Consider the following 21,256-nt stretch of genomic DNA (forward strand, 5'->3'; position numbering starts at 1 on the left):
GACCAGACGTTCAAGACATCGCGGCGTCTCCCTAAAGGCAGCAACCCGGCGCCGAAGCACCGGGTTGCCCCAAATCAGGATCTGTCCGACGTTTCGACCTCGACGCCTCACGCGTTGATGTCGTTGTCCTTGGTCTCCCGCAGGAAGATCATGCCGATCACGAAGGACATACCGGCGATGACGATCGGATACCAGAGACCGTAGTAGATGTCGCCCTTGGCGGCGCTCATTGCGAAGGCCGTGGCCGGCAGCAGGCCACCGAACCAGCCGTTGCCGATGTGATAGGGCAGCGACATGCCGGTGTAACGGATGCGCGTCGGGAACATTTCGACGAGCATGGCGGCAATCGGGCCGTAGACCATGGTAACGTAGATCATCAGCACGGTCAGCACGGCGATGACGCCAACCCAGTTCACGGTGGCCGGATCGGCGACCATCTTGAACGCACCGCCCTTGGCGATCGTATAGACGGCCATGTCGGTGGCGCCGGCGGCTTCCTCCGAGGTCAGCAGCTTGTCGGCGACGAGCTGGCTGGTGGCAACGGTGGCCTTTTCACCGGCACGGATAGCTGCAGCGTCGAGAGCCAGTTCCGGATTGGCGGCAACGAAAGCGTCGAGCTTAGATTCGGGAACCTTTACCGAACCGCGAACCAGCGGGTAGCCGTTTGCCTGCAGGGCGACGTTGATGCTCTTCTGCATCTTGGCGTCGAGTGCCTTGGCCTGGTCGGCCGACTTGATGGCGTCGTAGCCTTCAATCGTCGCATCGCCGATCTTGATCGTCGCCACGGAGCCGGCGGGACCTGCAACGACGTCATAGGGAACCGAGTTCTTGGTGAGCGTCGAGGTCGCGATGTCGCAAGACGTCGTGAACTTCGCCGTACCGGTCGGATTGAACTGGAAGTTGCAGTCGGCAGGATCGGCCATGACAGTCGCACGGATATTGGCCTGGGCTGCAGCCAGAGCCGGGTTGCCGAACTCGGTCATTGCCTTGAACAGCGGGAAATAGGTGACGACTGCAAGCAGCAGGCCGGCCATGATGATCGGCTTGCGGCCGATCTTGTCGGACAGCCAGCCGAACACGACGAAGAACATGGTGCCGAGGGCAAGCGCGATCGCAACCATGATGTTTGCATCCTGGGCATCGACCTTCAGCACGTTCTGCAGGAAGAACAGCGCATAGAACTGACCGGAATACCAGACGACGGCCTGACCGGCGACGGCGCCGAGCAGGGCGAGAATCGCAACCTTGGCATTCTTCCACTGGCCGAAGGCCTCCGAAATCGGCGCCTTCGAATGGGTGCCTTCTTCCTTCATCTTCTTGAAGGCGGGAGATTCGTTCATCTTCATGCGGATCCAGACCGAAACGGCCAGGAGAAGCGCGGAGAGAAGGAACGGAATGCGCCAACCCCATGCGGCGAAAGCCTCGCGGCCCATGGCCGTCTGGATGCCAAGGATGATCAGCAGCGAAAGGAAGAGGCCGAGCGTCGCGGTCGTCTGGATCCACGACGTGTAGAAACCGCGGCGGCCATGCGGCGCATGTTCGGCGACATAGGTCGCAGCGCCACCGTATTCGCCGCCGAGCGCGAGGCCCTGCAGCATGCGGAGCGCGATCAGGATGATCGGGGCCGCGATGCCGATGCTCGCCGAGCCGGGCAGCAGACCGACCAGGAAGGTCGAGGCGCCCATGATGAGGATGGTGACGAGGAAGGTATACTTGCGGCCGACGAGGTCGCCGAGTCGGCCGAATACCAGCGCGCCGAAGGGACGCACAAGGAAGCCCGCCGCGAAGGCGAGAAGGGTGAAGATGTTGCGGGTCGCTTCCGGATACTGCGAGAAGAAGGTCGCACCGATATAAAGCGCCAGCGAGCCGTAGAGATAAAAGTCATACCATTCGAAGACCGTGCCGAGGGACGACGCAAAGATAACCTTGCGTTCCTCGGCGGTCATGCCACGAGGCGAGCCGCTAACGGCTGCGACATTTGCCATTGTAATTCCTCCACTAAGATAAATCCCCCTTTACGCGACCGGCCCAATGCTCCTCCGGGTCGTTTTGTCGCGGTACAGGTTGTTAACAGACTGGCAGAAATCCGGAAAAAGCAGAGAGATGCTTTGGACGTATGACTTAAGTCTAACTTCTTCGAACCATGATGACGCAAATGGAATTTTATGGCGGATATATATTCTATAAACGACATAACCGGAGATTGCCCTCCCGCACAACGGCCGGTAACGGCGATGCAAGGAAGCGTCGGCGGCCGGAAAGCGCGACAATCAGGCGAATTCGGCGCTTTTACTTGACTCCCGGCAAAAACGCCTTATTAGCTCGGCGCGAAAAGGATTCGGTCATGCAATTCTTCGGCTCATCCATTGTTGAGGGGTCCGGCCCGGCGCTTGCAGCCGGGATGTTTTCGTATGCCGTCCTTTCATCCACGACCAAGGCCAAAACGACGACGAAAACCGTCTGACGTCTCCGGCCACCGCTCTCTCCCCGGCAAGGCCGGGGACATGGAAGGTGCGCGCTCGGGCTTCCTTCCTCCCTCACCACCCGCGGAGAGACAGAAAGAGAGCTTGTAAATGGGTTTCAAGATTGCAGTCGCGGGCGCCACCGGCAATGTCGGGCGCGAAATGCTGGGTATCCTCGCTGAACGGGGTTTCCCCGCCGATGAAGTCGTGGCACTGGCCTCCGCCCGCTCGCAGGGCACGGAAGTTTCCTTCGGCGACAAGACGCTGAAGGTACAAAACCTCGAAAACTACGATTTTTCCGACACCGATATCTGCCTGATGTCGGCCGGCGGCGCGGTATCGCAGAAGTGGTCGCCGAAGATCGGCCAGCAGGGCTGCGTCGTCATCGACAACTCGTCCGCCTGGCGCTACGACGCCGACGTTCCGCTGATCGTTCCGGAAGTCAATCCCGACGCCGTGGTCGATTTCAAGAAGCGCAATATCATCGCCAACCCGAATTGCTCCACGGCCCAGTTGGTCGTCGCCTTGAAGCCGCTGCATGACGCCGCGACCATCAAGCGCGTCGTCGTCTCCACCTACCAGTCGGTTTCGGGTGCCGGCAAGGAAGGCATGGACGAGCTTTTCACGCAGACCCGCGCCGTCTTCGTTGCCGATCCGATCGAAGCGAAGAAGTTCACCAAGCGCATCGCCTTCAACGTCATTCCCCACATCGACGTCTTCATGGAAGACGGCTACACCAAGGAAGAGTGGAAGGTTCTCGCCGAGACCAAGAAGATGCTCGATCCGAAGATCAAGGTGACCTGCACCGCCGTTCGCGTGCCGGTCTTCATCGGTCATTCGGAAGCGGTCAACATCGAGTTCGAAAAGGAAATCACGGCAGACCAGGCCCGTGACATCCTGCGCGAAGCCCCGGGTTGCCTCGTCGTCGACAAGCGCGAGAACGGCGGCTACGTCACTCCGGTCGAATGCGCCGGCGAAGACGCAACCTACATCTCCCGCATCCGCGAGGACGCGACCGTCGAGAACGGTCTCAACCTTTGGGTCGTTTCCGATAACCTGCGCAAGGGTGCTGCACTCAACGCCGTCCAGATCGCCGAGTTGCTCGTCAATCGCGGTCTGATCAAGCCGAAGAAGGCCGCAGCCTGAGACGATCTTCCGGCCCGCCCTCGCATCCGCGCCGGGCGGGCCAGTTCATCTTTTTGTGACCGGTAACGGGCCGGAAATACTTCCGGAATAGTTGAATGAGACGTGACAGAATCAGCGCCCGCTGGCATGTTGCGGCAAAGACTAAATAAGCGAACAACGAGGCATCGATGCGACTGTCCAGAATCTCGGCGGCGGCACTTTTGACGGCGGCGGCACTTTCCCTGACGGCAGGCGGCGCGGCAGCGGCCCAATGCAGCAGCACGTCGGCGGGATTCGAGCAGTGGATCGACGAATTCAAGCGGGAGGCCAGCGGCCAGGGCGTCAGCCCGTCGGTGCTGAACAAGGTCTTTTCCTCGGTATCCTATAATACCGCGACGATCCGGGCCGATCGCGGCATGAAGAGCTACAAGCTGTCCTTCGACCAGTTCATGCAGAAGCGCGGTGGCGCCGCGATCATCTCCCGCGGCAAGGGCATGAAGAAGAACAACGCCGCCCTCTTCGCCAGGATCGAGCAGCGTTACGGCGTGCCCGCCGGGCCTTTGATCGCGATCTGGGGCATGGAAACCGGTTTTGGTGGTTTCCAGGGCAAGGAGCACACGCTTTCCGCTGTCGCCACCCTCGCATTCGACTGCCGGCGCTCCGAATATTTCACCGATCAGCTCTATGCCGCGCTCGAACTCGTCGCCAACAATGAGCTCTCCGTCTCGGCCGTCGGCGCAGCTCATGGCGAGATCGGCCAGACGCAGTTCCTGCCGCGCAACGTGGTCCGCTACGGGGTGGACGGCGACGGCGACGGTCGTATCGATCTCGTCCGCTCGAAGGCCGATGCGCTGGCGTCCACCGCAAACTTCCTGAGAGGACACGGCTGGCAGGCCGGCGCTGGCTATCAACAGGGCCAGCCGAACTTCGCCGCCATCCAGGGCTGGAATGCCGCGACAGTCTATCAGCAGGCAATCGCCTATATCGGCGCCCAGATCGACGGACAGTAACCCAACCGGCAGCCAGCAGCGTCAGGTCTGCTGTGAATTGCGGCGTTCGGCGGAAAGCACATCCGCCGCGCCGTCGACGACGACCCGGTTGCGGCCGGAAAACTTCGCCGCATAAAGGGCCAGATCGGCTTTCTTAATCAGTTCGTTGACCATCGCATGCGTTTTGCCGCCTTCCGCGGACGAACAGCCGAAGCTTGCGGTTACGGTCAGGCTCCGCCCATCGGCGAGACGGATTTCCGCCGCCTCGATGGCAATACGAACCCGTTCGGCAAGTGCCGCTGCATCGTCGAGAGACGTATCCGGTAGAAGGGCGACAAACTCCTCGCCGCCATGACGGGACAGAAGATCCTGGGAACGGAAACTGTTTCGCGCGATCTGGGCGACCCGCTGCAGCACCATGTCGCCGACATCGTGCCCATGAACGTCGTTGATCTGCTTGAACCGGTCAAGATCGAAGATAACCATGGAGATCGCGCCCATCCCTTCCCGCCCGTGCAGCAGTGCGGTCGTCGCGGCATCGAAACCGCGCCGGTTGTAGAGACCGGTCAGGAGATCCGTCTGGGCGGCATTCCGGAGTTCTCCGACCAGCAATTCCCTTTCCCGCATCAATCGGCTGGCAAACGCAACCCCTTTTGCCGCCAGCAGGATCACCACTCCGACCAGCACCGAAAACACCGCCATTGCTCCGACCAGCAATTCGAGCAGGAAACGGGAACGCAGGGCAAGCGCGTCGCCACTCGCGCGGATGTCGTCGAGCGCGAAACGGATGCCGCTCTGCCACAGAGCAGTCCTGTCGTCCTGCAGGCGCGACCATCGGTGCAACATCAGGCGAGACGGCTGCGCCTTTCCCGCGGAAATCTCGCGCGCCGTATGCGCAAGCCATCTGCCGTCAAGGGAGAGATCAAAATCCTGGAGTCGCCTGATCGCACCTGCATCCTGAAATAGGGAGAGCCGCTCGGTCACGACAGTCAGGAAGGCGAACGACTGGTTGAATGTCTCAAGGTCCTGCTTCGACAACCGGCGTCCGCGGAAGTGCTCGGTTCCGTAAAAGGCGACCATCAGTCCCGCCTCGTTTGCATCGAGAAGATCAACCAGCAGGCTCAGTTGCCGCGAAAGGTCGGGATCTTCGATCTCATAACGAAGTGCAGCGACCAGTTCCAAAAGTGCGTTCGAAACGGGCTTGTAATATCCAACGACCTGATCGACGCTTGCAATACCCTTATCGACTGTAGTGCGGAACGTCTTCAGGCGTTCGGAAACCCGCCATAGCTCTCGAATCAGCAGGTGGAGGTTGCGTTCCTCTTCCGCATAGAGCGCCAGAAGAGCCAGAAAACGATCGAGGCGGCCGTCGAGATCAGAACGCCGCACCGCCAGCGTTTCCCGGTTTGCGTCGCTTCTATCCGCAAGAAAAAGGGTTGTCGAATGCGCCTCTTCGGCAACGATGGAAGAGGCAATATTGCCAGCATCGGACACGATATAGGCGTAGTGCTTTCCGGCCTCGAAGTTCCTGTAGTTCTGGTAGTAACTGCGCAGAAGAAGAACTGCCTCAGCCGCCATGATGAGGCTGGGCAGCAGCAGTGCCGCAATGATGATCCTTCTCGTGCCTTCCAGATTCATCCATTCACCGCGAGCGTCGCTATAGCGCCCGGAATTTCCGCGCGGCTCAGCCCCTTAAAATCAAGGGCAGTCTACGGTGAAGGTGATAACAACCTCTAAATTAGCGAGGACGGATCATGCGGCTCTTCGGCATCCGCTTCCATGTCGAGACGGACGAAATCCCGAGTGTCCGGGTCCATGACCCAGAGTTCGCCATTGGCAATATCGAACCAGGCGCCATGGATCTGAAGCTTGCCGCGCTCCTCGAGGATGCGCACGCAGGGGAAGGTCCTGAGATTGGCGATCGAATTGCGGATTGAGATGCGTTCCAGCGCAGTTTGGCGCTCCGTGTCCGTCATCACCGAATTGCCCTGGATCTGTTCGGCGGCGGAACTGACGAGACCCATCCATTTTCCGATGAAGTCACCGGGAGAAAGCGGTTCCGCATTGGGATCGAGCGCCGCCCGGATACCGCCGCAGCGGCCATGCCCCATGACGATGATGTCCTTGACGCGCAAGCCCTGCACTGCAAATTCGAGCGCTGCCGACGTCGAATGATAATGGCCGTCGGGTTCGTAGGGCGGCACCATGTTGGCGACGTTTCGCACCACGAAGAGTTCGCCCGGACCGGCATCGAAGATGGTTTCCGGAGCCGCACGGGAATCGCAGCACGCAATGATTAGCGTCTGGGGCTTCTGCCCCTGGTCCGCCAATTGCCGGTATCGCTCCCGTTCGGCCGTGTAACGGCCATTCATGAAGTTGCGATATCCGTCGATCAAGGGAATAGGGAAGCTCTTCATGGCTCTTCGATTAGCGTGTGCTGACGCTCATGGCAACAGTCTCATGCAAACTTCGAAGTGTTGGCTGCCTTGCATTTTCAGCGATGCTTCGGACGTTGCGCCGGATGAACGAGCCGCCGCATCTGGACGAGCGCCATCGGCGACGACAGGCTGGAAGCGTCGCTTTCCAGCGTCAGTTCGTCTCCGCCCTTCTTCGCTGTGCGCGCCAGCATTTCATAGACGCCGGCGGTGGCAAGCTGAAGCGCCCGTTCCTCGGGCAGGCCCTCGAGCAGCCTTGCCAGGAACAGGGCCGAGAGCAGGTCGCCGAGGCCGTTCGGCGGATTGTCGATCAGCCGGTGCTCGGCAAGAAGCGCATTGCGGCCGCTGAGATAGAGATTGCCGGTTCCACCGGCCATCATCGGAACTGCAGAAGTCACCAGCATTTGCGGCGGGCCGAGAGAAAGCGCGGCCTCCATGATGTCGTTGTTGCTCTCCAGTGCGCTGCCGACCAGCCAGGCGAGTTCGTAGCGGTTCGGCGTAGCGATCGTCGCAAGCGGAATGAGATGATCGCGAATGGCCACGGCGGTTGTCTCCGGAACGTAAAGACCGCCAAGATCGCCCATCACGGGATCGCAGATATAGACAAGGTCGGGCTTCTTCGCCTTCAGCGCCTCGATGAGGCGGGCGACGGAACGTGGCTGGGCGCTGTTGCCGAAATAACCGGTCAGGACGGCGGACACTTCGGGAAGCCAGGGCGCGCGGATCAGGTCGTCGATAGCCCTGTCGAAATCCGCGTCCTCAAAGGTAAGCCGCGTCGAGGGGCCATGGCCGGGATGCCACGGAAGAACCACCGTCGGCAGGGCCCAGACGGGAAAACCGAGGCTCTCGAGCGCGAAGACGGCGGCGCGATTGCCGACCGATCCCCGGACCACATGGCTCGAAATGACGATGACGGCACCCTTTAACTTCTCTGTCATGACCGGATTTCCACTTTCGTTCGCGCCGTTGATCCGCCTTTTGTGTCGGACCTGTCAATATCGCGCATCTGCTGCGTCATATTTATCGCGTATTCAAACAGCGGAAATATCGGTCTCTGGCTCGAATGCAGATACATCATTTGGCAAATTGTTTTATGAATCATGCACGCAACATGCGCATGACATTGAAAGGGAGAGAGCAATGGTCGTGAACAGGAAGCTCAAGCGGGAACCTCAGCTGGAGGCCGCTTGCCGGATAGCGGAGGCGATCCAGGAGCCTTTCATTGATCCCGTCATCCTGTTCGGGCGTGCAAGCGGCGACGATCTCGACAACTATACCCCCGAAATGCTCGCGTTTTCCTCGCTGCGGGCAGCAGCAGACATCGCCGCCTGGGATGGCGACACGCCGCGCGTGGTCATCGCACCGGTCGCCGACGTCACGCCGGCAGGAACCCCGGTCAGCGTCCTTTCGATCATCGAACGCAACAAGCCTTTCCTGTATGATTCGGTCATGGGCGAGGTCACGAGCCTCTACCGCGATATCTTCATGGCCGTTCATCCGATCCTGTCAGTGGTGCCGGGTGGCCAGGTCTCGCTCGCCAATCCGGAGGAAGAGGAGCCGGAAGGCGCGATCCGCACCAGCTATATCCAGCTTCATCTTGCTCCGCTAACCGACGCGCAGGCAGAAGCTCTGAAAGCGCGCCTGGAAATCGTTCTCGCCCAGGTCCACATGGCCTCGGCGGACTGGAAGCAGATGCTCGCACTGCTCGATACGGCGATGAGCGAACTCGGCGAACTCGCTCCCGGCCGCCGCAAGGGAGATCGCGACGAGGCCCTCGCTTTCCTCGACTGGCTGCGCAACGACAACTTCACCTTCCTCGGCATGCGGGAATATGTCTATTCCGGCGAAGGCACCGCCGCGATCCTGGAACGCAACAAGGGCGAGGGGCTCGGCATCCTGTCCGATCCCGACGTGCTCGTCCTTCGTCAGGGCAAGAACGCTGTCACCACGACGCCGGAAATCCTCGAATTCCTGCAGGGGCCGGATTTCCTCATCGTCACCAAGGCAAATGTCAAATCGATCGTGCATCGCCGTGCCTACATGGACTATATCGGCGTCAAACGCTTCGACAAGGACGGCAAGGTGGTGGGCGAACTGCGGATCGTCGGCCTCTTCACCTCGACCGCTTACACGGGTTCGGTGAGCCAGATCCCTCTGCTTCGCGCCAAGGCCCGCAAGGTGACCGACCATTTCGGCTTCGACCCGCAGAGCCATTCAGGCCGCATGCTGCAGAACACGCTGGAAGCCTATCCGCGCGATGACCTCTTCCAGATCGAGCCGGAATTGCTTGCGAAGTTCTGCGAACAGATCAACGACCTGTCGGAACGTCCGCGCGTGCGCGTCCTGCCGCGCATCGACCAGTTCGACCGGTTTGTTTCACTCATCGTCTATGTTCCCCGTGAAGACTATAACTCCGTCGTACGCGAGAAGATCGGTAGCTATCTGACCCAGGTCTATCAGGGCCGCGTTTCCGCCTATTATCCAGCATTCCCGGAAGGCGGTGTGGCACGCGTACACATCATCATCGGCCGATCCGAAGGCAAGACACCGCGCATTCCTCAGGCGGCGCTCGAGGAAGCGGTGCGGGAAATTACAGCCCGCTGGAGCGACCGGTTCGAGACGCTGGCCGGCCCGAAGGCGCCGCGACTTGCCGTCAGCCAGGCCTATCAGGAGGCCTTCTCGCCGGAAGAAGCAGTCCACGACCTCGCCCATATCCAGGCATGCCTCGCCGGCGAACCCGTATCGATCGCCTTCCATGAGACCACGACGGATGCCGGCAGGCAGCTTTACCTCAAAATTTTCCATGCGGGCGCCCATCTGCCGCTGTCGCGTCGCGTGCCGCTTCTTGAAAATCTCGGTTTCAGGGTCATCAGCGAGCGCACCTTCGATATCCACGTCTCCACCGGGGACAAGGGTGACGAAGCGCTTGTGGTCCTGCACGACATGGAATTGCAGGTCCATGGCGATGATGCCTTCGGGATTGCCGAGAAAAGGGCGATTACCGAGGAAGCCTTCCTCGCCGCCTTCACAGGCAAGGTCGACAACGACACCTTCAACCGCCTGGTGCTGGCCGCCGGCTTGTCGGCGCGGGAAGTGACCGTGTTGCGCGCCTATGCCGCCTATCTCAGGCAGGCGGGCTTCGTCTACTCGCAGGGCCATATCGCCGAAACTTTGAACCGGCACCCGGCGATCGTCAAACTGATCTTCGATCTCTTCCATGTGAGCTTCGATCCGAAACTCGCCGAGAAGGCCCGCACCCGCAAGCTTGCCGAGATTCATGCGGAGCTCGAAACCGCGCTCCTCGCCGTACCAAGTCTGGATGAGGATCGCATTTTGCGGCGCTACATCAACGCGGTCGATTCGACGCTGCGCACCAATTATTTCCAGAAGAACGACAACGCAGCCACGATGCTGGCCTTCAAGTTCGACCCGCAGCTTCTCGACGGCCTGCCGGACCCCAGGCCTTTCCGCGAAATCTTCGTCTTCGGCGTTGAGGTCGAGGGCGTGCACCTGCGCTTCGGCAAGGTCGCCCGCGGCGGCCTGCGCTGGTCGGACCGCGCCCAGGACTACCGCACGGAAGTGCTGGGGCTCGTCAAGGCGCAGCAGGTCAAGAACGCGGTCATCGTGCCCGTGGGCGCCAAGGGCGGCTTCTATCCCAAGCAGCTGCCGGTAGGCGCAAGCCGCGACGCCTGGCTTGCCGCCGGCACGGAGGCCTACAAGACCTATATCCGCACGCTGCTGTCGATCACCGACAATATTGTCGGCGGCAAGGTCGTGGCCCCCGCCGATACCGTGCGGCTTGATGAGGACGATCCTTATTTTGTCGTTGCCGCGGACAAAGGCACCGCCACTTTTTCCGACACCGCGAACGGCCTTGCCCAGGCTGCGGGTTTCTGGCTGGACGACGCTTTCGCCTCCGGCGGTTCCGCCGGCTACGACCACAAGAAGATGGGCATCACCGCGCGCGGCGCCTGGGAAGCGGTCAAGCGCCACTTCCGGGAAATGAACGTGGATATCCAGACTACGCCTTTCAGCGTGGTCGGCGTTGGCGACATGTCCGGCGACGTCTTCGGCAACGGCATGCTGCTCTCGCAAAAGATCCGCCTGATCGCCGCCTTCGACCATCGCGACATCTTCATCGATCCCGATCCGGATACCGCCGTCTCCTTCGCCGAGCGCAAACGGATGTTCGCGCTGCCGCGGTCGAGCTGGCAGGATTACGACCGCAAGGCGCTTTCCAAGGGTGCGATGATTATTTCGCGCTCGGAGAAATCCGTGGCCCTGACGCCCGAAGCAGCAGCAGCCATCGGCCTCGACAAGCCGGTCGCGACGCCCTTCGACATCATGAGCGCTATCCTTAAGGCCCCGGTCGACCTGCTCTGGTTCGGCGGCATCGGCACCTATGTGAAAGCGGCGAGCGAAACGGATACGGAGGTCGGCGACCGCGCCAATGACGCAATCCGCGTGACCGGCACCGAAGTCCGGGCCAAGGTGATCGGCGAGGGCGCCAATCTCGGCGTCACCCAGCGCGGCCGTATCGCCTATGCGCTGAACGGCGGCCGCATCAATTCCGACGCGATCGACAATTCCGCCGGCGTGAATTCGTCCGACGTCGAGGTCAACATCAAGATCGCGCTTGCCCCTCCGATGGCCGATGGCCGTCTGACCCGTGACAAGCGCAACCGCCTGCTCTCGGAAATGACCGAGGAAGTCGGTGAACTCGTGCTGCGCAACAACTACCTGCAAAGCCTCGCGATCTCGATCAGCGAACGCAAGGGGTCTGGAAACAGGGAGGAACTGAGCCGGCTGATGAACTATCTCGAGGCGGCCGGCAGGTTGAACCGCAAGGTCGAGACGCTGCCGGATAACGCCGCGCTTGCCGAGCGTTATGCCGGAGGAAAGAGCCTCACCAGGCCGGAAATCGGCGTGCTGCTCTCCTACGCCAAGATCGTCCTGTTCGACCAGATCGTTGAATCCGGCCTGCCGGACGATCCCTATTGCGCATCCGCTCTCACCAACTATTTCCCCGCCCGCATGCGCAAGACCTATGCGAAGGACATCGCCGGCCACCGCCTGCACCGCGAGATCATTGCGACCGTTCTGGCCAACCACGTTATCAATCGCGGCGGCCCGGGCTTCGTGGTTGCCGTCGGCGATGCAACCGGAGCGCCGCCGGCAGAGGTCGTGAAGGCGGCATTGCTGACCCGGGACGGCCTCGACCTGCCGGCGGTCTGGGACCGCATCGACGCGCTTGATGCAACCATTCCCGGCGAGGTCCAGAACCGACTCTATGCAACTGTTGGCCGGGTTTATGAGGGCGTGACGCGCCTGATCGTCGAGACTGGGCTTTCCGCCGCGCCACTCGGCGAGGCTCTGCCACGCCTCAAGACGGCAGTGAAGGCCTGCGAAAAAGCGCTTTCCTCGACGCTTCCAGCTCAACTCAGGCAGCATTTCGAGGCCGAGACGGCGGAGTTGACGGCTTCGGGCGTGCCGGCAGACGGGGCAGCCGAGGTCGTGAAGCTGCAGGCCCTGCTGCTGGTGCCTGAAGTCATGCAGATCGCGGAGCGGACGGGGGCGCCGCTCGCCCGCGCCATCGAGGGCTATTTCGCGGTATCGGAGATTTTCCGCATCGACCGGATCCTCTCGCTGGGCGCCCGGGTCGTTGCCAACGATCATTACGACAGCCTCGCGCTCTTCCGCAGTCTCGACCAGATCGGCGCGGCGCGGCGCGAAATCGTCATCTCTGCGCTCACAAGCCATGCCGGGGAGAAACAACCTGTCAGGGCATGGCATTCTGCCGATCTCCAGCGCATCAATCGTCTCGGGGCCGAACTGCTGGTACTAAGCGAAGGCGCAGAGGCAAGCCTGTCCAAGATCGCCGTGGCGGCAAGCCTCGTGAGCGATCTCGCCCACGGACGTTCGCGATAAACATGGCGCTGGCAGAAGGGGGCGGACATTGACGCTAGCAGTGGAAACGGTGAAACAACCGGTCTTCAGTCGCGGGGTGGTGAGCTGGATGTTTTTCGACTGGGCCGCCCAGCCGTTCTTCACCGTCATCACGACCTTCATCTTCGGCCCCTATTTCGTCTCGCGATTGACCGATGATCCGGTCAACGCGCAGGCGATGTGGAGCAACATGGCGACGATTTCTTCGGTCATCATCGCCGTGCTCTCGCCCGTTCTCGGCGCGATCGCGGATGAATCCGGCTCACGAAAGCCATGGATCGCCTTCTTCGCCGTCATCAAGATCGTCAGCCTCTGCCTGCTGTGGACCGCGGCACCGGGCTCGCCCGTCGTCTATCCGGTGCTGCTGATGATCCTCGCGACGATCTCGGCGGAGTTCTCCATCGTCTTCAACGATTCGATGATGCCGCGGCTGGTCAACACGCGCGATGTCGGGCGTGTCTCCAACATCGCCTGGGGCCTCGGCTATCTCGGCGGCATGATCGTGCTGATCGGCGTGGTTCTGTTCATCGCCGCAAGCCCGAAGGACGGCCACACGCTGCTCGGCGCTTCCCCGCTCTTCGGCCTTGATCCGGTGACCGGCGAGGACGCGCGCGTCACCGGCCCGATATCGGCACTCTGGTATCTCGTCTTCATCCTGCCGATGTTCTTTTTCACGCCCGATGCTGGGCGTGGCAAGCCGCTTCCGGCCGCGGTTCGCTCGGGTCTGGCGGATCTCGGCAAAACGCTCCTGGAATTGCGCCGGAAACCCGGAATTTTCCGTTTCCTGGTCGGCCGGATGATCTATCAGGACGGCGTCAACGGCCTTCTGACTCTCGGAGGCATCTTCGCCGCCGCCATGTTCGGTTGGTCGACCATGGAAATCGGCATTTACGGCATCATCCTGAACGTCGTGGCGATCTTCGGCTGCATGGTGGCGAGTTTCATCGATCGTCTGCTCGGCTCGAAATTCGTCGTGGTGCTGAGCCTTCTCCTCCTGCTGGCCGCAACTGTCGGGATCATTTCCACCGGCAGGGACTTCACACTGTTCGGCCTCGTCCAATGGCCAGCCACTGTCAGCGACGGTCTGTTTTCGACGCCGGCGGAGAAGGCCTATATCCTCTACGGGGTCCTGATCGGCATAGCCTTCGGTCCGGTGCAGGCTTCCTCGCGATCCTATCTCGCACGAAGCGTCAACCTCTCGGAGGCTGGGCGCTATTTCGGCATCTATGCGCTGTCGGGCCGCGCCACGAGCTTTATGGCGACACTGAGCTTCTCGCTTCTGACCTATTGGACCGGTTCGGCCCGCATCGGCATGGCGAGCCTGATCGCCTTCCTTCTCATCGGCCTCATCATCCTCCTGCGCACGCCTTACCCGGCTGCCCATCCGGCTGTTTCGGCAACGGCATGAAAAAAGCCCGGTCTTGCGACCGGGCCCAACCGTTTTCCATTGTTGCAACGGATCAGTGCCGGAAGTGGCGAATGCCGGTGAAGACCATGGCGACGTTGTGCTCGTCGGCAGCGGCGATCACTTCCGCGTCGCGCATCGAGCCGCCCGGCTGGATAACGGCGGTAGCACCCGCCGCGATTGCCGCCAGGAGACCGTCGGCGAAAGGATAGAAGGCTTCCGAGGCAACCGCCGATCCCTTGGTCAGCGGTTCGGAGAGGCCAAGCGCCTTTGCTGCATCCTCCGCCTTCAACGCTGCGATACGGGCCGAATCCACGCGGCTCATCTGGCCGGCGCCGATACCGGCTGTCTGGCCGTTCTTGGCGTAGATCACCGCATTCGACTTCACATGCTTGGCGATCTTGAAAGCAAAGCGCATGTCTTCGAGTTCGGCCGCCGTCGGCGCACGCTTCGTCACAACCTTGAGATCCAGATCCTCGACCAGAACGTTATCGCGCGACTGGACGAGCAGGCCGCCCGAAACCGTCTTGGCGACGATGCCGGCCGCACGCGGATCGGGCAGGACGCCTGTGGTCAGCAGGCGAAGATTGGGCTTAGCCGCAATGATCGCCTTGGCTTCATCGCTCACTTCGGGAGCGATGATGACTTCGGTGAAGAGCTTGACGATCTCGGTTGCCGTTTCCGCATCGAGCAACTGGTTGAGCGCGATGATGCCACCGAAAGCCGAGACGGAATCGCAGGCGAGCGCCCGCTTGTAGGCTTCGACAAGGCTTGGACCGGTCGCTACGCCGCAGGGGTTGGCGTGCTTGATGATGGCGCAGGCCGGGCCGTTTTCTGGGCGGAATTCGGCAACCAGTTCGAAGGCTGCATCCGTGTCGTTGATGTTGTTGTAGGAAAGCTGCTTGCCCTGCAGGAGCGTCGCAGTCGCCACCCCCGGCCGCTGCTCACCGGTAACGTAGAAACCGGCGCTCTGATGCGGGTTTTCACCGTAACGCATCTTTTCCTTCAGCACGCCGCCGATAGCGCGGTAATCCGGCATGTCGATACCGAGCGCTTCCGCCATCCAGTTGGAAATGATCGCATCATAGGCCGCCGTGCGGGCGAATGCCTTGGCGGCAAACTTCTGACGGGCCGCATAGGAGATATGGCCATCGTCAGCATGAAGTGCGTCGAGCAGCGTCGTGTAATCGGACGGGTCGGTCAGGACGGTGACATAGGCATGGTTCTTCGCCGAAGCGCGGATCATCGCGGGACCGCCGATATCGATGTTCTCGACCGTGGTCGGATAATCCCCACCCGCCGCACGAACGGCCTCGAACGGATAGAGGTTGATGACCGAGAGGTCGATGCCCTCGATGCCGTGCTCGCGCATTGCAGCCTGGTGTTCCTCGTCGTCGCGGATCGCAAGAAGACCGCCATGCACCCGCGGATGCAGCGTCTTTACCCGGCCGTCCATGATTTCGGGAAAGCCCGTAACTTCGGAGACGTCGATCACCGGTAGGCCGGCAGCTGCGATCGCCTTGTGCGTGCCGCCGGTCGACAGAAGCTTGACGCCAAGCGCGTTCAGCGCCTGCGCAAGCTCGACGATGCCGGTCTTGTCGGACACCGACAGGAGTGCGGTACGGATCCGGATGCGGTCCGGCACAGGAATTTTCTTGGAAACGACGGCCATGGTTTTCTCCGATCTGAATTGCGCCTTCGATGGAGATCGCAGACGCGATGCCGCCGCCTACCACAGCCCGCTCCAGGATGAAACCTTTAAGCGTCAATCCTATGCGTGATGGGCAAGAAACCAGCGGATTTCCGGACCAGTGAAGATCAGCTCGAGCTGCCGGGAAGGACGCACGCCGGAGACATCGGCGAAGAACACATCCTCGCCGATAACCAGATCGTTGGCGGGCGACGAAAACACCCAGCTCTCGCCGTCAGGCGCGACGAGCCGCACCTTGCGTTGGTCGATCCGTTCGATGGAGATTGCTGGATGGATGTGAAAGCGCGCGACCGTCGGTTCCGAGGGAGGCTTTGCGGACGGCGTGCGGTCCGGCAGCAGGAAGCGGTCCCGGCCGGCGATCTTGTTGCCGGCTTCGTTGAGCCGGATCTCGCGCTCGTGCCACAGACCGAAGCGGGCGAGATAGCCGTCATGGCTGACGCAGAGCCGATCGCTGCCGTCCGGCCCGGTCTGGCGCTGCTCGACCACCTCGGTCACGCCGCTGCTCATCAACGGACCGAGGAAGGCGGAGGAGGAAATGCGCGCCGACGAACTGGTGCCGACGGCAACGGTCGAATGCGCCGCTGTGGTGCGGGCAAGCTGCCGGAGCTTGTCGTTGGCAAAGCGCGGAGAACCGCTGTTGACGATGAAACGGTTGCGGCCCGACGACAGCTCAAACGAAAGGCAGCCGGCATGAGCCGTCTTCGAAAGCTCCGGGCAGGGCGGACGGCCCGTATCCATGATGATGGCGGTCGCGCCTGCCGCGAGCCGGTGAAAATGCGAATGGGGCAGCGCCTTGAACGGCTGGCCGGCACTTTCATCATAGCGCAGGACGCACATCAGTTCATTGGCAAGCGTCGAGCTCGCGCCGTTGAACAAGGCGAGATCGCCACCCTGATGGCGGAAGAACCGGATGGCGGGATACATCCGATCGATCGCGGGGATGAGCCGCACGGGAACCTCGTGGCCGAGATTGATATAGGTCTGGCGAAGCGGCAGGAGGTCGAACAGAAGCTCGACCGCTGCCTGCGGATTGCGCGAGACATGGCCGCCATCGGCAAGGATCTGCAGGTCGATCTCGCGGTTGAGATCGCGGGCGGCGCGTCGGATCGTCGAGGAGCGGGACTCCATGGCGATGGAGGCCATGGCAAGCGCGATCCGGACACGCAGCCGCTTCAGGCCGATCGGCAGGAAATCCGCCTCTCGACGCAGGAAACGCACCTGAAACACGAGGCTCGCCAGAAAGCGCCGGTAGAAGCCGCCATCGGTATCCTGCAGGACGATAGGTGAATGGGAAAGCCAGGCGATGATGCGCTGGGCGACCACATCGTGATCCCAGGCCTCACCTCCGGTCCGCGCTCCGTGCTGACCGATCCAGGAATCGGTGATGGCGCGCGCATTGGCGCAGGCACGGGGACTCTTGTCGGAGCGGATATGACGAAGCCATGCGAAGCTGTGGAGCCTCGTCGCGAAAGCCGGCGATGGAGGTTCGAAATCGAAGGGCGAACGATCGCCCGCATCCAGAACGCGGCCGGCGAGCGGAAAACGCCCCTGAAGGATTTCCTCGGCCACAAAAGGATCAACGACCCGCAGATCGGTCGGGGCGACGATCAGCTTGGCGGTATTGGCCGGCGACCATTTGAGGCGCATGGCACGGCCGATCGCCAGCCCGCGAGCAGCCCGTCGCCAGGCCTCGCCGAGATAGAGAGAAATCAGCTTCTGGCGTTCTGTAATCTGCATTGTCTTTCCATACCGCCCCGAAGACATCGAGTGCGGAAGACCCCGCGAACGAGGCCGGTCAGATATCCTGTCCTCAGCACGCAGGCGCTCATCGCTTCGCTCCGCCCAGTGTCGGCCCGATGGCCGGGGGCGGAGCGTTCACATAGCGCCCTCTGCCGCCGCCAACGAGCAGGCGATGTCGAGCCTCTTCAAGTTCCAACAATTTTAGTGAAGTTTCCGTTAAATTTTAGCAAGAGCGCAAGCATAGAAACCGTCCATGCCGCCGAGATCCGCAAGAATGGCGGGGGTGGCACGGAAATCGCCTCTGGGCGAAACGGCATCCTCCATGCCAGGCCAATCGGCAGGCCGGATTGGGATGCGGCGGAAAGCCGGGTTGTCAGCCAGCACTCGTTCGATCAATTCCTCGCCCTCGAGCGGATCGAGCGAGCAGTTGGAAAAGACAACCCTTCCACCCGGCCCGACAAGCGTCAAGGCATGACGCAGCAACTTCTCCTGAACATCCGCCAACTTGGCGATATCCTCCGGCCCCTTGGTCCAGAGCACATCTGGATGACGCCTTGTGGTTCCCGTCGATGAACACGGCGCATCGAGGAGAACCGCATCGAAAGGTTGCTCTCCTGCGAAGTCGAGAAGATTGGACCGGACGCAATCCGCCGAGAAACCGAGCCGGGCGAGATTGCTCTTCAGTCGCTTCAGCCGCGATTCCGACTGCTCGACCGCCGTCACGTCCGCTCCCATTGCCACAAGCTGGGCGGTCTTGCCGCCAGGCGCGGCACAAAGATCGACCACCCGCTTGCCGCGGACGTCCCCCATCAGGCGGGCTGGCACGGCGGCTGCCGCATCCTGTACCCACCATGCGCCTTCCTCGAAACCCTCAAGCGTCGGAATCGCCCCGCGGAAGGGATCGAGCCGGACGCTTCCCGTCGGCAACACCTGACCGCCGAGTTTCGCGGCCCAGCCGGCCGCATCGCCCTTGACGGTGATATCGATAGCCGCCGGCTGCAATTGCGCCCTGGCGATCGCGGTCGCCGCCTCGCGTCCATAGGCAGCAACGAGCCGGTTGAAGAACCATCCCGGCATGCAGACGACATCAGCGACGCTTTCCAGAAGTTCCGCTTTCTCCCGGCCAAGGCGACGCAGGATGGCGTTGGTGAGCTTGGCGAAGCGCCGGTTACGGGGATCGCGATTGGCCTGTTCGACCGCCAGATCGACGGCCGAATGATCGGGAACATCGAGATAGAGCATCTGCGCGGCTCCGACGACGAGAAGGTGATGCAGCGAGCGAGCACCTTCCGGCAAGGGCGAATCCAACAATTGGCCGAGGATCGCCTCGATCCGCGGCAGATAACGCAGTGCTGTCTGCAGGATCGCCCGAACGAGACCGCGGTCGGCCTCGCCGAGCGCCAGGAACGCGGGATTGCCGTGTTCGGCATCCAGCATGCCATCGAGCGACGTCTTTCGGTCAACGACGGCCGAAAGGATCTTCGCCGCGGCTATGCGGGCATCGAGCCCGGCCTTGGGCGGGGCAGCAGCCACCTTGTCCTTGCCGTTTGCCGATCCGCCGCGCGGTTTCGCCTTATGGAAGGATTTTCCTGATTTGCCGCGCGTCTGTTCGTTCAAGACCATGGTCCCTTGGGGCGTTCGGAGCCGCCGCGCCCCCAGCCGGTATTCGGAACGGAGCGCGATTTGCGGGTCGCATTAGCAGCGGGCGCCTGCCGCGTCGATCCCCCAAAACCGCTCTCCTCCATCTGCAGGAGCGCGGCTATCCGGTTCTCCGTATTCGGATGGGTGGAGAAAAGATTGTCCATGCGCTGTCCGGAAAGCGGATTGATGATGAACATGTGTGCGGTCGCCGGGTTGCGTTCGGCATCGTCATTTTCGATATGGGTGGCATCCCCGGCGATCTTCTGCAGGGCCGACGCAAGCGCCCGGGGGCTGCCGCAGATTTCCGCGCCGCGCCGGTCCGCTGCATATTCGCGCGTACGGCTGATCGCCATCTGGACCAGCATGGCTGCGAGCGGAGCAACGATCATGGCGACGAGAACGCCGATGAAACCGAAGGGATTGTTGCGCTCGTCCCGGTTGCCACCAAGCAGGAAGGCGAAGTTGGACAGCATGGAAATGGCGCCGGCAAGGGTCGCCGTGATCGTCATGGTCAGCGTATCGCGGTTTTCGACATGCGCCAGCTCGTGGGCCATCACGCCGGCGACCTCCTGGGGGTTGAGCCGGCGCAGGAGACCGGTCGAAGCGGCAACGGCGGCATTCTCGGGATTTCGCCCGGTCGCAAAGGCGTTGGGCTGCGGGCTGTCGAAGATATAGACCTTGGGCATCGGCAGGTTGGCGTTGCGCGCCAGTTCCCGGATGGTGGCATAGAATTCCGGCGCGCTGCGTTCGTCCACCTCTTGGGCGTGGTAGGCCGACAGCACCATTCGATCAGAATTCCAGTAGGAAAAGAAGTTCATGGCCGCGGCGACGACAAAGGCGATCAGCATGCCGCTCTGGCCGCCGATGAGGTAGCCGACACCCATGAACAGGGCCGTCATGAAGGCCAGCAGCATGGCTGTTCGCATGAAATTCATCGTTTCTCTCCGTCGTTCGGCGCAAATCCGGCTTCAAGCCTTGGTTGGTGCGCAAGACTGCATTAGATGTAAATGGACTTGGCCAAGTTTCAATGATCGCCGGAATGAATCGGATATGAGCAGTAACGCCGACAACGACAACAACCCCGTCAACGCCGAGAGTGCTACGCGCGAGCAGGAACCGCCGGCAAAGGTCCTCAGCGATGCAGCGCGGCGCGCTCTTGCCGAGGCGGAGGAACGCCGCCGCAACGAGCACAAAACAACGCCGCCGGCAGAAATCGGCGGACGCGGCGGCGCCGACCCCGCCCGCTTCGGCGATTGGGAGATCAACGGCCGCGCGATCGATTTCTAGCTTCTAAAAAGCTTGAGTATTGATTGCATGAAAACTTTAGAATGTTTTAGACTAAATAATTTGATACCTATTGAGTCATGCCACACACATTCATTGCGTATATTGACGAATCTGGGGACGATGGGCTTGGGAACTATAGAGAGCCTGGCGGAAGGGGCGGTGCATCCAGCTGGCTTGTTTTATCCGCGTTGTTATTCAGAAAACAATACGATCTCGAAGCAGTAACGTGGCGTGATCAGATATCTTCCAGAATGCCGGAAAGAAAAAATCGCATATTACATTTTGCGGAATTGTCACACGGACAGAAATTGGTCGCGGTAAGAGAGCTTGCATCTCATCCGGTTCGGGCGATCAGTGTTGTTGGGTACAAAAGAAATATTCCAGATGGAATATACACTGAGCGAAACCAACTTTATTTTTATCTCACTCGCTACTTAATCGAGCGTATATCCTGGTTATGCCGTGACATGCGTCCTAGGTCCTGTTGACAAAGTATGGCAGCCATATTTTTGCGG

General features: G+C 61.3%; 14 protein-coding genes. 6 read left to right on the forward strand and 8 right to left on the reverse strand.

Annotated features, from left to right (window positions below):
* Positions 1–107 precede the first annotated feature (107 nt).
* Positions 108–1,985, reverse strand: a complete 1,878-nt coding sequence (locus J5N58_RS10300) for an MFS transporter (protein ID WP_113443168.1) — start codon at positions 1,983–1,985, stop codon at positions 108–110.
* A 588-nt stretch (positions 1,986–2,573) separates the two neighbouring features.
* Here J5N58_RS10300 and J5N58_RS10305 point away from each other — a divergent pair.
* Positions 2,574–3,608: an aspartate-semialdehyde dehydrogenase gene (locus J5N58_RS10305; RefSeq protein ID WP_113425432.1), complete on the forward strand. Its 1,035-nt coding sequence runs from the start codon at positions 2,574–2,576 to the stop codon at positions 3,606–3,608.
* 167 nt (positions 3,609–3,775) lie between these two features.
* A complete protein-coding gene (locus J5N58_RS10310) occupies positions 3,776–4,597 on the forward strand; it encodes a lytic murein transglycosylase (RefSeq protein ID WP_113425431.1) in 822 nt (273 codons plus the stop codon).
* 21 nt (positions 4,598–4,618) lie between these two features.
* Here the strand turns inward: J5N58_RS10310 and J5N58_RS10315 are convergent, their stop codons facing one another.
* From J5N58_RS10315 to pdxY, 3 genes are all read right to left on the reverse strand, one after another.
* A complete protein-coding gene (locus J5N58_RS10315; RefSeq protein ID WP_112830626.1) occupies positions 4,619–6,214 on the reverse strand; it encodes a GGDEF domain-containing protein in 1,596 nt (531 codons plus the stop codon).
* 95 nt (positions 6,215–6,309) lie between these two features.
* Positions 6,310–6,993, reverse strand: coding sequence for a carbonic anhydrase (locus J5N58_RS10320; RefSeq protein ID WP_112830627.1), 684 nt, complete (start codon positions 6,991–6,993; stop codon positions 6,310–6,312).
* 77 nt (positions 6,994–7,070) lie between these two features.
* The gene (gene pdxY, locus J5N58_RS10325; protein ID WP_112830628.1) at positions 7,071–7,949 is read right to left on the reverse strand and encodes a pyridoxal kinase PdxY; all 879 of its coding nucleotides are present in this window, start codon (positions 7,947–7,949) and stop codon (positions 7,071–7,073) included.
* A 202-nt stretch (positions 7,950–8,151) separates the two neighbouring features.
* On the opposite strand from pdxY, the gene J5N58_RS10330 reads away from it, so the two are divergent.
* On the forward strand, positions 8,152–12,939 hold the full coding sequence (locus tag J5N58_RS10330) for an NAD-glutamate dehydrogenase (protein WP_244710689.1): 4,788 nt from the start codon (positions 8,152–8,154) through the stop codon (positions 12,937–12,939).
* An 88-nt stretch (positions 12,940–13,027) separates the two neighbouring features.
* On the forward strand, positions 13,028–14,365 hold the full coding sequence (locus J5N58_RS10335) for an MFS transporter (protein WP_113338059.1): 1,338 nt from the start codon (positions 13,028–13,030) through the stop codon (positions 14,363–14,365).
* Between the two features lie 52 nt (positions 14,366–14,417).
* Here the strand turns inward: J5N58_RS10335 and purH are convergent, their stop codons facing one another.
* From purH to htpX, 4 genes are all read right to left on the reverse strand, one after another.
* Positions 14,418–16,034 (reverse strand): bifunctional phosphoribosylaminoimidazolecarboxamide formyltransferase/IMP cyclohydrolase, encoded by a 1,617-nt coding sequence (gene purH, locus J5N58_RS10340; RefSeq protein ID WP_113338058.1) that lies wholly within the window; start codon positions 16,032–16,034, stop codon positions 14,418–14,420.
* 99 nt (positions 16,035–16,133) lie between these two features.
* The gene (locus J5N58_RS10345; RefSeq protein WP_113338057.1) at positions 16,134–17,810 is read right to left on the reverse strand and encodes a heparinase II/III family protein; all 1,677 of its coding nucleotides are present in this window, start codon (positions 17,808–17,810) and stop codon (positions 16,134–16,136) included.
* Positions 17,811–18,029: 219 nt separating this feature from the next.
* Complete coding sequence (locus J5N58_RS10350; RefSeq protein WP_113425427.1) at positions 18,030–19,436, reverse strand: RsmB/NOP family class I SAM-dependent RNA methyltransferase; 1,407 nt, start codon at positions 19,434–19,436, stop codon at positions 18,030–18,032.
* Positions 19,427–20,389 (reverse strand): zinc metalloprotease HtpX, encoded by a 963-nt coding sequence (gene htpX / locus J5N58_RS10355; protein ID WP_113338055.1) that lies wholly within the window; start codon positions 20,387–20,389, stop codon positions 19,427–19,429. Before htpX ends, J5N58_RS10350 begins: the two co-directional genes overlap by 10 nt.
* A gap of 115 nt (positions 20,390–20,504) precedes the next feature.
* Here htpX and J5N58_RS10360 point away from each other — a divergent pair, with 115 nt between their 5' ends.
* Entirely contained in the window at positions 20,505–20,741 is a 237-nt protein-coding gene (locus J5N58_RS10360) for a DUF1674 domain-containing protein (protein WP_112830634.1), read from the forward strand.
* Between the two features lie 77 nt (positions 20,742–20,818).
* Positions 20,819–21,229, forward strand: a complete 411-nt coding sequence (locus J5N58_RS26050; RefSeq protein ID WP_425314458.1) for a DUF3800 domain-containing protein — start codon at positions 20,819–20,821, stop codon at positions 21,227–21,229.
* Positions 21,230–21,256: the final 27 nt, after the last annotated feature.

Origin of the sequence: Paenirhizobium cremeum, assembly GCF_022884085.1 — a bacterium.
Classification (GTDB): Bacteria; Pseudomonadota; Alphaproteobacteria; order Rhizobiales; family Rhizobiaceae; genus Allorhizobium; species Allorhizobium cremeum.